Origin of the sequence: Kitasatospora sp. NPDC058063 (assembly GCF_042885395.1) — a bacterium.
In the GTDB taxonomy this organism is placed as follows: domain Bacteria; phylum Actinomycetota; class Actinomycetes; order Streptomycetales; family Streptomycetaceae; genus Kitasatospora; species Kitasatospora lactacystinica.
The window spans coordinates 51,817-65,551 of sequence record NZ_JBHVSD010000010.1 but is presented as its reverse complement, the minus strand read 5'-3'; the positions used below and the strand labels follow the sequence as shown (position 1 = coordinate 65,551).

At 74.5% G+C, this 13,735-nt stretch carries 12 protein-coding genes; 8 read left to right on the top strand and 4 right to left on the bottom strand.

The annotated features are described in order from the left end of the window. Positions 1 to 37 precede the first annotated feature (37 nt). Complete coding sequence (locus ACFVUY_RS19035; protein WP_387687355.1) at positions 38 to 667, bottom strand: histidine phosphatase family protein; 630 nt, start codon at positions 665 to 667, stop codon at positions 38 to 40. Positions 668 to 808: 141 nt separating this feature from the next. Then, a complete protein-coding gene (locus tag ACFVUY_RS19030) occupies positions 809 to 1,747 on the bottom strand; it encodes an aldo/keto reductase (RefSeq protein WP_387731210.1) in 939 nt (312 codons plus the stop codon). Between the two features lie 392 nt (positions 1,748 to 2,139). Here ACFVUY_RS19030 and ACFVUY_RS19025 point away from each other — a divergent pair, with 392 nt between their 5' ends. The 4 genes from ACFVUY_RS19025 to ACFVUY_RS19010 all read left to right on the top strand — a co-directional run bounded on the left by ACFVUY_RS19025 (position 2,140) and on the right by ACFVUY_RS19010 (position 5,647). Further along, positions 2,140 to 3,090 carry a glycerophosphodiester phosphodiesterase gene (locus tag ACFVUY_RS19025; RefSeq protein WP_387731207.1) on the top strand — a complete coding sequence of 317 codons (951 nt, stop codon included), beginning with the start codon at positions 2,140 to 2,142 and terminating at the stop codon, positions 3,088 to 3,090. A gap of 10 nt (positions 3,091 to 3,100) precedes the next feature. Further along, entirely contained in the window at positions 3,101 to 3,508 is a 408-nt protein-coding gene (locus tag ACFVUY_RS19020) for a hypothetical protein (RefSeq protein ID WP_387731205.1), read from the top strand. A gap of 82 nt (positions 3,509 to 3,590) precedes the next feature. Continuing rightward, complete coding sequence (locus tag ACFVUY_RS19015; protein ID WP_387731202.1) at positions 3,591 to 4,559, top strand: D-2-hydroxyacid dehydrogenase family protein; 969 nt, start codon at positions 3,591 to 3,593, stop codon at positions 4,557 to 4,559. Positions 4,560 to 4,600: 41 nt separating this feature from the next. Continuing rightward, complete coding sequence (locus tag ACFVUY_RS19010) at positions 4,601 to 5,647, top strand: hypothetical protein (RefSeq protein ID WP_387731199.1); 1,047 nt, start codon at positions 4,601 to 4,603, stop codon at positions 5,645 to 5,647. A 4-nt stretch (positions 5,648 to 5,651) separates the two neighbouring features. Here ACFVUY_RS19010 and ACFVUY_RS19005 read toward each other — a convergent pair whose 3' ends face one another. Continuing rightward, the gene (locus tag ACFVUY_RS19005) at positions 5,652 to 7,247 is read right to left on the bottom strand and encodes a M4 family metallopeptidase (protein ID WP_387731197.1); all 1,596 of its coding nucleotides are present in this window, start codon (positions 7,245 to 7,247) and stop codon (positions 5,652 to 5,654) included. Between the two features lie 159 nt (positions 7,248 to 7,406). On the opposite strand from ACFVUY_RS19005, the gene ACFVUY_RS19000 reads away from it, so the two are divergent. Together ACFVUY_RS19000 and ACFVUY_RS18995 are read left to right on the top strand one after the other, a co-directional pair. Further along, the gene (locus tag ACFVUY_RS19000) at positions 7,407 to 7,808 is read left to right on the top strand and encodes a GNAT family N-acetyltransferase (RefSeq protein WP_387731194.1); all 402 of its coding nucleotides are present in this window, start codon (positions 7,407 to 7,409) and stop codon (positions 7,806 to 7,808) included. 75 nt (positions 7,809 to 7,883) lie between these two features. Next, entirely contained in the window at positions 7,884 to 9,212 is a 1,329-nt protein-coding gene (locus ACFVUY_RS18995; RefSeq protein ID WP_387731192.1) for a hypothetical protein, read from the top strand. A 12-nt stretch (positions 9,213 to 9,224) separates the two neighbouring features. Here ACFVUY_RS18995 and ACFVUY_RS18990 read toward each other — a convergent pair whose 3' ends face one another. After that, positions 9,225 to 11,417, bottom strand: a complete 2,193-nt coding sequence (locus ACFVUY_RS18990) for an amino acid adenylation domain-containing protein (RefSeq protein ID WP_387731190.1) — start codon at positions 11,415 to 11,417, stop codon at positions 9,225 to 9,227. Positions 11,418 to 11,622: 205 nt separating this feature from the next. Between ACFVUY_RS18990 and ACFVUY_RS18985 the strand changes: the two genes are divergently transcribed. Further along, the gene (locus tag ACFVUY_RS18985) at positions 11,623 to 12,447 is read left to right on the top strand and encodes an ABC transporter ATP-binding protein (protein ID WP_380549262.1); all 825 of its coding nucleotides are present in this window, start codon (positions 11,623 to 11,625) and stop codon (positions 12,445 to 12,447) included. Between the two features lie 129 nt (positions 12,448 to 12,576). Next, positions 12,577 to 13,725, top strand: coding sequence for an iron uptake system protein EfeO (gene efeO / locus ACFVUY_RS18980; RefSeq protein ID WP_387731188.1), 1,149 nt, complete (start codon positions 12,577 to 12,579; stop codon positions 13,723 to 13,725). Positions 13,726 to 13,735 lie beyond the last annotated feature (10 nt).

The window sequence follows — 13,735 nt, the reverse complement described above, 5'->3', positions numbered from 1 at the left end:
CCTTCGGGGGTCCCTCGGAGAGGCGCTCGGGCCCTTGTCAGAAGCGGAGTTGGGGAGGGTAGCCGGTCCAGTGCAGCTCCTGCGGCAGGTGGCCCTGGTCGTTCAGCAGCAGCACGGCGGGCGGCCGGCCGGGGGTGTAGCGCAGGACGGTCAGCGCCGCGTTGGCCGCGTTGACGCCGAGCCAGCGCCAGGCCGGGGCGTCCAGGGCGTGCCGGACCAGCCAGCCGACCAGGAAGGCGTGGGTGACGACCAGCTCGTGCCGCTCCTCGCGGCCCGGCACCGGCCCGGTGAACCGCTCGACGGCCCGCCGCGCCAGCGCGGCGCCCTGCTCCCGCTCCTGCGCCGTGGTGGAGGAGAGGAAGTTCAGCAGGAACTCGGCGCTGTCCTCGGGAAGTTCGTCCCGCTCGGGCACGTACGGCACGAAGTCCCCGGCCTCCTCGCACTGCTGCGGCCGCACGCCGGTCAGCTGCTCCGCGACCAGCCGCGCGGTCTCGGCGGCCCGGGGCAGCGGGCCGTGGTGCAGCACCGAGACCGGACGGCCGGCCAGCCGCCGGCCCAGCAGGGCGGCCTGCCGGCGTCCGGCGGCGGTGAGCCCGGTGCCGTCGCCTTCGGAGGCGGCCTCGCCGTGGCGGGCCAGGTAGAGATAGCGGGTGGCGAGGTCGGTCATGCTCGGGGGCTCCTCACGGTGGACGAAGATCGATTCGCCCCGGAGTGACGCGCCGCGGGCCGTGCCCGGTTCCGGATCAGGTCGTGCCCGTTCCGGCCCGGGCCGTGCGCGGTTCCGGCTCGGGCCGTGCCCGGTTCTGCCTCAGCCCGCGTGGGCCTCGTCCAGCAGCGCCAGCTCCTCGGCCGACAGCCGCAGTGCCCCGGCGGCGATGTTGTCCTCCAGGTGCGCCACGTTGCCGGTGCCCGGGATGGCCAGCACGTGCGGGCCGCGGTGCAGGGTCCAGGCCAGCCGCACCTGCGCGGTGCTCACCCCGCGCGCCTCGGCCACCGCCCGGACCTGGGCGGGCTCGGCCTCGCCGGCGCCGCCCTCCCGCCCGGCCCCGGCGATCGCGTAGAAGGGGACGAAGGCGATGCCCTGCTCCCCGCAGATCCGCAGCACCTCGTCCTGCGCCGGCGTGGCTCCGATGCCGTACGGGTTCTGTACGCAGACCACCGGCGCGATGGTCTGCGCCTCGGCGAGCTGGTGCGGGTGGACGTTGGACAGGCCCAGTCGGCGGATCAGCCCGGCCCGGCACAACTCGGCCAGCGCGCCGAAGCGTTCGGCGACCGAGTCGGTGCCGAGGACGCGCAGGTTCACCAGGTCGAGGTGGTCACGGCCGAGCTGACGCAGGTTCTGCTCCACCTGGGCGCGCAGCCGCTCGGGGGTGCGGGCGTGCTCGACCCACTCGCCGTCGAGGCCGCGGCCGGGGCCGACCTTGGTGGCGATCACCAGGTCGTCGGCGTACGGCGCGAGCGCCCGGTTGATCAGCTCGTTGGCGGAGCGCAGCGGCGAGAAGTAGAAGGCGGCGGTGTCGATGTGGTTGACGCCCAGCTCGACCGCGCGGCGCAGCACCCGCAGCGCCTGCTCGCGGTCGCGGGGGACGGCGTGCGGGACGAGTGCCGGGCCGGTCTGGGGCAGACGCATCGTGCCGAAGCCGATCCGGTGGACGGTGCGGTCGCCGAGCTTCCAGGTGCCGGAGGCGGCGGCCGTGACGGGGGTGACGGGCGTGACGGGGGTGTTGGCAACTGCGCTCGAAGTCATGCCCATGATGATCACGGCTGCACCGGCCTGAGCGCCAACGATTCGACCATGCGTGAATCCACGGGGGTGGGGCTCGGCGGCCGGACTGCCGTTCACGGCGGGTGACCTGGCGCGGATGCGCTTCGCGGTCTCCCCGATGCGGGAGGTCGGGCCGAACCCGCGGCTGCGCCACCGCACCCGCCCGCTGCCGGGGCCCACGGCCGGGGCGGGCCTCCCGCTGGTGCCGTCCGCCTTCAAGGGCCCGGCGCTCTGCACCCGTCCGGCCCCGCCCGGACCTGTTGCAGCTCGCCTGTCCGGCGCGCGGCACCGGCTGTTGCTCCGTGCGCCGGCGTGTCGCCCCGGATGCCGGTGTCATCGGGCCGCAGGCGCCGGACAGCCGTAATGTGCGGGACATGACACCCAATCGCGGTCCCCGGCAAGGCCCCCGGCACCCCCGGCAGCGGCGCCGTCGGACCGTTCTCGTCGCCGCGCTGCTGGGGGCCGCCATCGGCGCCGTCGCGCTCGCCGGGGCGCCGGTGCGGTCGGCCGCCGCACCCGCCGCCGCCCCGGCCTCCGCCGCACCCGCCGCCGACACCCGGCTCCGCCCGGCCGGCGCACCGCCGACCGTGTACGCGCACCGCGGCGCCGCCTCCGCCGCGCCGGAAAACACCCTGGTGTCGGACGAGGTGGCCCGCCGGGCGGGCGCCGAGTGGGTCGAGAACGACGTCCAGCCCAGCAGGGACGGCGTCCCGTACGTGCTGCACGACGACACCGTGGACCGCACCACCGACGGCACCGGCCGGATCCGCGAGCTGACCGCCGCCCAACTGGACGCGCTGGACGCCGGCTCCTGGTTCGCCCCGGCCTACGCGGGCACCCGCCTGCCGACCCTGGCTGTCCAACTGGAGGACCTGCGCATCCGCGGCGGCAGACTGCTGCTGGAGATCAAGGGGCCGCACAGCCGTGACGAGGTCGCCCGGATCGTCCGCGAGGTGCGCGACCACGGCATGGCCGACCGGGTCATGGTCCAGAGCTTCGAGGTCGACGCCCTGCGCCACACCCGCGAACTGGCCCCCGAACTGCCCCTCGCACTACTTCGCTCCACCCTGGACGCCGACCCGGTCGCCACCGCCCGGGACCTCGGCCTGACCGCCTACCACCCCTCGGACGACGCGCTCTCCGCCCGCCCCGGCGCGGTCGGGGAACTGCACGCCGCCGGGGTGGCGGTCAACGTCTGGACCGTCGACCTGCCCGCCCGCTGGAGGGCCCTCACGGCGGCGGGCGTGGACGGGATCATCACCAACCGCCCGGCGGAGCTGGCCGGTTGGGCCGCGGCCTGGTCGGCGTCGGGCGCCGCCGGTTAGGCTGCCCGGCGTGGAGCAGGAGAACGCGCCGGGCGCCCGGCCGACGGGCGAACGGGCTGCCGACGACCGGGCCGCCGAGGAGTGGGTCCGCAGGCACTTCGGCCTGGTCCCGGAGCCGCAGGGCTCGCTGACCGCCTTCGACGGTCGCCTCGTCGTCGACCTGGACACCCGGCTCGTCACCGTGGACGGCCGCGAGGTGCAGCTCGCCCGTGCCGACGTCAGGCTGCTGCGCGGCCTGATCGAGCTGGGCGAGGGCGTGCACCAGGCGTACTCGATCATGTGGAAGGTCTACAACGCAGCCCTCCACCCCCATGAGCTGACGTTCCCGATGACGCGGCTGAGGTGGAAACTCGGCGAGCCCTCCTGGATCGTGCGAACCGAGGAGGGCTACGGCCTGCGGCCCCCCGAGCTGCCGTAGCGGACGGTGCCCGCGCTCGACCCGACCCGACCGGGCCCGACCCGCCGCGCCGGGGGGCGGAGGCCTCTGCGAGAGTGCGGGCATGACGCCTCCGATCCTCAGCTGCGCCGTCCTGGACGACTACCAGGGCGTCGCCACCAGCAGCGCCGACTGGTCCCCGGTGGCGGGCCGGGTCTCGGTGACGGCCTTCCGCGAGCACTTCGGCTCGGAGGAGGAGCTGGCCGCCGCGCTCGCCGGGTTCGACATCGTGGTCACCCTGCGCGAGCGGGTGCCCTTCCCGGCCTCGCTGTTCGCCCGGCTGCCGCGGCTCCGGCTGCTGGTCGCCTCCGGGATGCGCAACGCGGCGATCGACCTCGCGGCCGCGCAGGCGCACGGGGTGACGGTCTGCGGCACCGCCAGCTCGGGCACCCCGCCGGTCGAGCTGACGTGGGCGCTGCTGCTCGGACTGGCCCGCGGCATCGTCCAGGAGAACACCGCGCTGCGCGAGGGCGGCCCCTGGCAGAGCACCGTCGGCGCCGACCTGCACGGCCGCACGCTCGGGCTGCTCGGCCTCGGCCGGATCGGCGGCCGGGTGGCCCGGGTCGGCCTGGCCTTCGGCATGGACGTGGTGGCCTGGAGCCGGAGCCTGACCGACGAGCGGGCCGCCGGGGCGGGCGTGCGGCGCGCGGCCGACAAGGAGGAGCTGCTCCGCGAGAGCGAATTCGTCTCGATCCACCTCGCCCTCAACCCGGGCACCCGGGGGCTGATCGGCGCGGCCGAGCTGGCTCTGATGAAGCCCGGGGCGTATCTGGTCAACACCTCCCGGGCGGCGATCGTCGACCAGGACGCGCTGCTCGCCGCGCTCACCGGCGGCCGGATCGCGGGTGCGGGCGTCGACGTGTTCGACATCGAACCGCTGCCCGCCGATGACCCGATGCGCACCGCTCCCCGGCTGCTGGCCACTCCGCACCTGGGGTACGTGTCGCAGGACAACTACCGGCGCTACTACGAGGAGGCGGTGGAGGACATCGCGGCTTTCCTGGCGGGCGAACCGGTCCGTCGGCTGGGCTGACGCCTCCTGCGCCCGGGAGTGCTCCGCCGCATACTGACGGCATGACGGGTGGAGACGGCGGCCGGGCCGCGGGCCGGCGCGGGGTGCTGCGGGCGGGCGCGGCGGCGCTGGTGCTGGGTGCGGCGGGGTGCACGAGCGGGAGCGGGCCGCGGGCCGCGACCACCGGCCCGGCCGCCACGACGCCCGCCGCCACGACGTCCGTAGCTACGACGCCCGCCGCCACGAGCAGTGCCGGAGCGCCCGCGCGGACACCGACCCCGTTGCCCCGGCCGCCCCTCTGGCAGCCCGGCCCTGGCGAGATCCAGCCCGACGTCAAGCGCCGCGCCGTCGAGCTGGTCGCCGCGCTCGGAGCTTGGCCGCCCGGCGGGCAGGGCACGGAGGCGGCCCGGGCCCGGGTGGCGGCGCTCGGCCTGCCGCCCGCGCTGGCCGACGCCGCGGGTCCGCTCGCCCCGGCGGCGGCCGAGGCGAGCCTGGAGGTGATCGTCGCCCAGTACGGCGGCATCCTCGACGACTCGGCGAGCGTGCTCGTGGTCTGCCGTCAGTGGACGCGCGGTCCGGACGGTTCGGTGGCCGAGGGCGGCACCACGGTGGACGTCCGGCTGAGCCGGGCCGAGCCGCGCTGGACGGTCACCGAGCTGCACCCGGGAGTGGCGGGCCCGGCGGCCGCCGCACCGCCGCCCGCGGTGGCCCGGGTGCTGGCCGAGCCCCGGATCGAGCTGCCGCCCGAGGCCGCCGCAGACCTGCGCAGCGGCACCGTGCACGACAGCGTGCTGGAGGCGATGCTGCGGCTGGCCGGCCCGTACACGCTCTCGGTGAGCGTGGTGCGGACCGGCCACCCGCTGGACGTCTTCGGGACGACCCGGCCCAGCGACCATCCGCTGGGCCGGGCCTTCGACGTCTGGCGGATCGACGGGCTGGCCGTGGTCGACCCGGGTACGTCCCGGCAGCTGGTCGAGTCCTTCATGCTGGACGCGGCCGCCGCCGGTTCGTACAACGTGGGCGGGCCGGTGGCGATCCCGGGTGCCGGCAACCGGTTCTTCACCGACGACACCCACCACGACCACTGCCACGTGGGGTTCTACCACTAGGCATTCAGCTGACGTTGACGCCGCTCCAGGCCGCCGCGACCGCGTTGTACTCGGTGCTGGAGGCGCCGTACAGGTCGCGGGCCGCGTTCAGGGAGGCGGCGCGGGCGCCCTTGTAGTTGGTGGTGGAGGTCATGTAGACGGTCAGCGCGCGGTACCAGATCTTGGCGATCTTGTCGTGGCCGATGCCGGTCACCGTGGAGCCGTTGCAGGTCGCGCTGTTGTAGGTGACGCCGTTGATGGTCTTGCTGCCGCTGCCCTCGCTGGCCAGGTAGAACCAGTGGTTGCCGACGCCCGAGGAGTAGTGCACGTCGAGCTTGCCGACGCTGCTGCTCCAGCAGTCGGCCGAGGAGCCGTCCAGCGAGGGCTTGTCGAAGCGGCGCAGCCACGGCGGGGTGGACTGGTCGCTGAACAGGTAGTCGCCGGTGTCGACGCTGTTGTTGGCGTACCACTCGACCATGGTGCCGAAGATGTCGCTGGTGGACTCGTTGAGGCCGCCGGACTCGCCGCTGTAGCGCAGGTTGGCGGTGGCGCTGGTGACGCCGTGGGTCATCTCGTGGCCCATGGTGTCGAGGTCGACCTGCTCCGGGTCGCTGCTGCCGTTGCCGTCGCCGGTCATCATGCAGAAGCAGCTGTCGGACCACTGGGCGTTGTCCCAGTTGGTGCCGACGTGGACGAAGACGGTGGCGCCCTTGCCGTCGTTCTTGATGCCGCTGCGGCCGTGGACGTTCTTGTAGTAGTCGTACGTCCAGGCGGTGTTGGCGTGGGCGTCGACGGCGGCGGTGGAGCGGTCGGTGGAGAACTTCTTCCCGTCGCCCCAGACGTTGGTGGTGCTGTTGAACGCGGTGCCGGAGGTGGCCTTGAGCGAGCTCGCGGAGAGGTTGTTGGCGTCCTTGGTGACGTGGCCGCGGACCGGGTCGGTCAGGGTGTAGCCGCCGCCGGTCTTGGCGGTGGTGTCGATGCCGATCCTGCCGGTGTACTCGGAGTTCCCGGTGCCGGTGGCCTGGTGCTCGGCGTCGTAGGACTCGATCTGCTCGCCGGTGGTGGCGTCGGTGACGACGATCTTGCCGGCCGGCTCGCCGTGCGCGCCGGTGCCCGCGACGGTGGTGCGCCAGGCCAGCCGGGGCGTGCCGTCGGCGGCCCAGACGACCAGCTCGGGGGTGCTGACGGCGTCCTGGACGCCGGGGGCGGCGGCGAGCGCGCCGGCCGCGCCGGACTGCGCGGTCACCTTCGGGACGGTCGACTTCACGGCGGCGTCATGGGCGGCCGCGCGGGAGGAGTCCTTGAGCCTGCCCTTGGCGTCCTGGTGGACGACCAGGTCGCCGCCGACCACCGGCAGGCCCTGGAACGTGCGGTCGAAGCGGACGTGCGAGGCGCCGTCGGCGTCCAGCACGACGTCCTTGAGCACGAGGTCCTGGCCGGCGCCGAAGCCGAACACCGCCGCGTTGTGGGTGACGTTGGCGCGGGCCTGGGATATCGCGGCCTCGCGCGGGGCGGTGGCGGCGGAGGCCGTGGCGGCCGGGACGGTGGCGCCGGCGAGGGCGGCGACGACCGCGACGGCTCCGGCCACGCGGGCACGGCGGGAGGAAGGCGTGGGGGTCACTCTGACTCCAGTGGGGGTAGCTGTGCAGGGAAAGGAGCTGCGTCAGAGATTGACCGGGGTCAGTCAGATTCAGCTAGAGGGAAGGTCATAACTTTGCCAAGTCGTGTCCTTCGTCGATAAAAAATGATCAGAACTTAACAATGGCTCTACAGTGCCGTCGTGACGATCGACTACCTGTGGCGCGGCCCGCTCACCGACCCCGAACTCGACACCCTGCACGCCGAAGGCTTCGGCCACCCCGGGGAACCGGGCGACCGGATCGGCCGCCTGGAACGGCACAGCCTCGGATGGGTCACCGCCCGGCGCACCACCGGCGACGCCCTGGTCGGCTTCGTCAACCTGGCCTGGGACGGCGGCGCCCACGCCTTCCTGCTTGACACCGTGGTCGCCCCGGACGCCCGGCGGCAGGGCATCGCCACCCGGCTGGTCGCCGAGGCCGCCGACGGCGCCCGCGCGGCCGGCTGTACCTGGCTGCACGTCGACTACGAGCCCCACCTGCGCCCCTTCTACCTCGACGCCTGCGGCCTGCGCCCCACCGACGCCGGGCTGTTGGCGCTCTGACCCCGGGGCCCGGGCCCGCGCCCCACCGACGCGGGGCTGTCGGCGCTCCGACCCCAGGGCCTAGGCTTCCGCCCCATGGACGGATGGGTGGGGGCCTGGACCGGTGGCCGGGCGGCGGTCCACGTGGGCGACGTGGCGGACTTCAACGCGCAGTTCTTCGCACCCGGCATGGACCAGGCCCAGCGCCTGCGCCGGCTGCGGCAGGCGCACCACTACGCCTGCCTGGCCGTCTGCTACAGCCCCGAACCGGCCCTGCTGGTCCTGCCCGCCGAGGTCGCCCCCGAGTGGACCGACTGGCTGGCCCGGGAGTTGGCCTGGGGCCCGGTCGAGGTGCACAGCGGTGTGGCGCCGGAGCGGACGGTGGCCGAGGCGCTCGCCGGCCGCCCCGCGCTGGCCGCCCGGATCGCCGACTCCGGCCGCCCGGTGGTGAGTTGGGGGCGGAACGCCGCGCAGGGCGAGGGGCCCGAGCTGGCCGCCGTGCGCCGCTACGAGTCCAAGGCCGCCGCCCACGAGCTGTTCACCGCCCTCGCCCCCGGGCACCCGGGGATCGTGGTCCCGGACCAGGAGCGCCCGGCCGGCCGCCGCCGGGCCGCCCGTCGGCTCACCGCCCGCGCCGTCCGGGGACAGACCACCGTACTGAAGAGCCCGTACGGCGTCGGCGGCTACGGCACCGTGGTGGTCGAGCCCGCCGAGCTGTTCGCGGCGGGCGGCGGCAGGGCGCTGCTGCGGCACCTGGTCCGGACCGAGATCCTGCCGCCCGAGGGTGAGTTGCTGCTGGAGGAGTACGTCGACCCGGGCCCGGCGGCCCGGCTGCGCGACCTCACCTACGACGCCCTGGTCGGCCCGGACGGCACCGTCCACCCGGTCGGCGCCGGGGCCATGGACGTGGCCGGCACCCGCTACCAGGGCGTCACCGTCGGCCCCGGCGCGGTACCGCGCGCCGCCGCCGACACCGCCCGCCGGTTCGCCCTGGCGGTGGGGGAGCGGCTGGCCGCCGAGGGCTACCGCGGCTGGTACGACGTCGACTTCGTCACCGACCGGGAGCGCCGGCTCGCCCCCACCGAGATCAACCTGCGGCTCACCGGCCCGGCCGTCGCCTTCGTGCTGGCCGCCCGCCTCGACCGGGTGCGCGGCCCCGGCCACCTGGTGCGCACCCTGGACGGGATGCCGCTCGGCGCCCGGCTCGCCCCGGCCGCGCTGCACGACCACCTGGAACGGCTGCGCCCGCGCTGCGCCCGGCTCGGCGTCACCCTGCTGCCGCTGATCCCGACCGCCTGCCACGACCCGGAGCCCGTCGTCGGCCTGGCCCTCGCCGGGCCGGACGCCGAGGCGCTGGACGCGGCCGAGGCGCTGGTCGAGGCCGCGAACCGGGGGCTGACCGGGATGTTCGAGGCGCTCAGGTGACGGTCGAGGGGCTCAGAGATGCCGGCCCTTCCTGTCGGCCCCTCCGGGCTTCTCGCCCCCTCCGGCCGGAGGCTGCCAGAGCACGAACCGGATCAGCACCAGCGCCGCGAGCATCAGCGAGACGTTGAACGTGAACACCATCACGGTCTCGCGCAGCCAGTCCGTGGCCTTGGTGAGCCGGTACAGGTTGTCCTGCGGCCACCAGTTGACCAGCAGCCAGGTGATCGCCAGGTGGGCCAGCGCCGAGAGCCGGACCGGCCTGCCCTGCCGCAGGACGGCCTCGAAGCCGGCACCGAACCAGACGAGCCCGGCGCCGAACGCCAGGTTCTCGCACAGGTAGAGCAGCCGGAACCAGCCGCTGTACGGGGAGGGGACGCCGGTGAGATCGGTCGAGCCGGGGAAGAGCACATCGGTCATCGCCCACGCGCCCGCGGCGAAGATCAGCACGCAGAACACCGCGCCGCAGCCGCTCCCGAAGTCCGAGTTCCCGGAACCGCCGCCCGCCTTGCCGCCGCTCCGGCCGCCGCCCCCGGTCTTGCCGCCGCTCCGGCCGCCACCGGCCTTGACGGAGTGCCGGGCGGCGTGGCCCGGCGGGGCCGGCAGCGGCAGGGCCGCGCGGTTCAGCTTGCCGGCCCGGGTGCGCGGCAGCTCGGGAACCGGGATGACGGCGGCGGGCACCGACTGGCCCCTGAGCGCGGTCCTCAGGTACTGGGAGAGCGACCAGCCGTCAGCGCCGTCCGTACCCGGCTCGGTCACCGCGTAGCCGACCAGCTGCGGTTTCCCCGGCACCGTCTCCACCTCGACGACGGCCGCCTCCCGTACCGCCGGGTGCCCGCGCAGCACGCCCTCCGCGCGGACCGCCGCCCGGACCCGCGCCAGCACGCTTGTCGGCCGTCTCGTGCCGAGCGGTCCGATCACGGTCGCGGCCCGGGCGGTGAACTCCAGTACGCCGTCCGCCCGCAGCACCCCGAGGTCGCCGGTCAGCAGCACCCGGCCGTCCGGGTCGAAGTCCGCCCGGACGAAGCGACGGGCGGTGTCCGTGGGCCGGTTGAGGTAGCCGCGGGTCAGGCCAGCGCCGGCGATCGCGATCTCGCCCGTCATCCCCTGCTTGGCGGGGGTACCGTTCGGGCCGAGCACGTACACCCGGCTGCCGGGAAAGGGCCGGCCGACCAGCGAGACCCGTTCGGCGCCCTCGGCGGCGGCGGTGCCCTGCGCGTCGAAGTAGGTGCTGTCCACGGTGGCCTCGGCCAGCCCGTAGACGTTCAGCACCCGGGTGCCCGCGCCGAGCAGGCGTTGCAGGCCCAGCTGCTCGTCCAGGTACCACTTCTCGGCGCCGACGGTGAGCAGCCGTACCCCGGGCAGGCCCGCGCCGGCCCCCGCGCCGCCGGCCTCGGCCAGCAGGGCGGTCAGCCGGCGCGCGGTGCGGACGTTCAGCTCCAGGACGGTGATCCGCTCCGCGGCCACCAGGGCGGGCAGCGCCCCGAGGTCGGCGGCGCGGTCCAGGGTGAGGTTGAACGGGGTGACCACCAGGGTGGCGCCGGTGCAGAGCGCACGCACCCAGTCGGCGGTGAAGACGTCGAACTCCAGGCTCGCCGTCTGCAGGATCCGGTCCTCGGCGGTCAGCCCGTACACCTCGCGCCAGCCCTCGTACGCGGCCAGCAGGTTGCGGTGCTCGACCAGCGCGCCGGCGGGCAGGCCGGTGGAACCGGAGGTGTAGAAGACGCAGGCGAGGTCCCCGGGGCCGGTCTCGGGCGGCGCGAACGGCGCCTTCGCGGGTGTCTCCGTCGTGGTTGTCTCCGTCGTGGGTGTCTCCGTGTCGACGCAGACCAGCCGGGCCCTGCCCGCGTCCGCCAGCCGCACCCGGTGGCACTCCTCGGTGACCACCAGGTCCGGTGCGGCGTCCGCGAGCACGTGCCGCAGCAGTGCGTCCGGCGCGGTCGGTTCCAGCGGCACGAAGGCCGCGCCCGCCTTCAGCACGGCCAGCAGCGCCACGTACACCTCGGTGCCCCGGCCGAGCGCGACCGCCGCCCGGCCGCCCGGGGCCAGGCCCCGTTCCGCCAGCACCGCGGCCAGCCGCCCGGCCCGCGCGTCCAGCTCCCCGTAGCTCAGCTCCCGCCCGCCGCAGCGCACGGCCACGGCCTCCGGCGCCAGCCGGGCCTGCCGTTCGACCAGCGCGTGCAGGGTGTCGACCCGCTCCCCGGTCATCCTCGTCCCCCTCGTCCCCGCTTCCCCTCGGAGGCACGATCCTCCTCCCAACTCCCTCCGGGCAACAGGGTTCTGGCGCGTCCACCCCTCGGACGTCCGGGCCCGTCCGCGGCCGACGGTTGTACTCTGCACGCGGACGGACGGCGCCGACCCGTCCGGTGCGGCGCCCCGCCCGCACCCTGCCCGGCGCCGCGATCGGAGTCCCATGAATTCATCCGCCCCCGACTTCGCCGGGCCGCTGCTGCGCACCCGGGACGTGGACGTCGTGCGCGACGGCCGCCACCTGCTGCGCGGGATCACCCTGGAGATCAGGCCGGGCGAGCACTGGGCGCTGCTCGGTCCGAACGGCGCGGGCAAGTCCACCCTGCTCGCGCTGCTCGGCGCGGTCTCCCACCCCACCCGCGGCGAGGTGGACGTGCTCGGGCGCCGGCTCGGCCGGGTGGACGTGCGCGAGCTGCGCGCCCACCTCGGGCACGTCAACCCGCGCCACCCGCTGCGTTCGCCGCTGACCGTGCGCGAGGTGGTGCTCACCGGGCACACCAACACCATCGAGCCGGAGTTCCACCGCAAGCCGGCCCCGGAGGCGCTGGAGCGGGCCGAGCGGCTGATCGACACGCTCGGGATGCGCGCGATGGCCGACGCCGCGTGGACCACGCTGTCCCAGGGCGAGCGCGGCCGGGCGCTGATCGCCCGTGCGCTGATGCCCAGCCCCCGGCTGCTGCTGCTCGACGAGCCCGCCACCGGGCTGGACCTGACCGCCCGCGAACTGCTGCTGGACAGCCTGGACCTGCTGCGCCACCAGCATCCGGAGCTGGCCAGCGTGCTGGTCACCCACCATCTGGAGGAACTGCCGGAGAGCACCACCCACGCCCTGCTGCTGCGCGGCGGCGAGTGCGTCGCGGCCGGGCCGGTGGCGGAGGTGATGACGACGGAGCTGATCAGCGAGACCTTCGGGCACCCGATCAGGATCAGCCGTCACGAGGGCCGCTGGACGGCCCGGGCGGCCGCCCGCCGGACACCGGGAAGGTAACGGTTCAGGGGGTGGGTGTAGACGAAAAATCGTCTTTACGTAAGGTATGCCTTAGCTAATGATGGTCGGCTGGCCCCCAGCCGCCCGCACTGCCATGGCACACCCATGCCCTTTTCCGTTGGAGCCCGCATGTCCGCCCGTCGCCGTTCCACCGCAGCCGCGCTGCTCACCCTCGCCGTGGCGACCGCAACCCTGGCCGGCTGCGCGTCCAAGAAGGACGACAAGGCGGCCTCCTCCGGCGCGGTCACGGTGAACGCGACCGACACCGCGTGCGAGGTCTCCAAGACGACCTTCCCGGCCGGCCACGTCGTGCTGGACATCAGCAACAAGGGCTCCAAGACCACCGAGGTCTACGTCTACGGCGACGGCGACAAGATCGTCACCGAGCGCGAGAACATCGGCCCCGGCACCAAGGCCAGCATCAACGCCGAGATCAAGGCCGGCTCGTACGAGATCGCCTGCAAGCCCGGCATGGTCGGCGACGGCATCCGCCAGAAGATCACCGTCACCGGCGCGGGCGGCAGCGCCGCGCCGGCCGACCCGCGCCTGGCCGCCGCCGTCACCGCCTACCGCACCTACGCCCAGGAGCAGGCCGACGCCACCATCCCGGCCGTCGAGGCCTTCGCCGCCGCGATCAAGTCCGGCGACCTGGAGAAGGCCAAGTCGCTGTACGCGCCCTCGCGCACCGGCTGGGAGCGGACCGAGCCGGTCGCCGAGAGCTTCGGCGACGTCGACCCGAAGACCGACACCCGCGAGGACAAGCTGGAGCAGGGCCAGGAGTGGACCGGCTGGCACAAGCTGGAGAAGTCGCTCTGGGCCGACGCGAAGATCGGCGACGACGAGAAGAAGCTCGCCGACCAGCTGGTCGCCGACCTCAAGGACTGGCAGAAGAAGATCCCCGAGGCCGAGATCACCGCGACCAGCATGGCCAACGGCGCCAAGGAGCTGCTGGACGAGGTCGCCACCAACAAGATCACCGGTGAGGAGGACCGCTACAGCCACACCGACCTGGCCGACTTCCAGGCCAACGTCGAGGGCGCGCAGAAGGCCTACGAGCTGCTGAAGCCGGTCGCCTCCGAGAAGGACGCGGAGCTCGCGAAGACGCTGGACTCCGAGTTCGCCGCCATCAACACCCTGCTGGCCAAGTACAAGCAGGCCGACGGTACCTTCACCTCCTACGACAAGGTCACCGAGACCGAGCGCAAGGCCTTCTCCGACGCGGTCAACTCGCTGGGCGAGCCGCTGTCGAAGCTGGCCGCCGCCGTGGTCGTCAAGTAACCGGCCACCC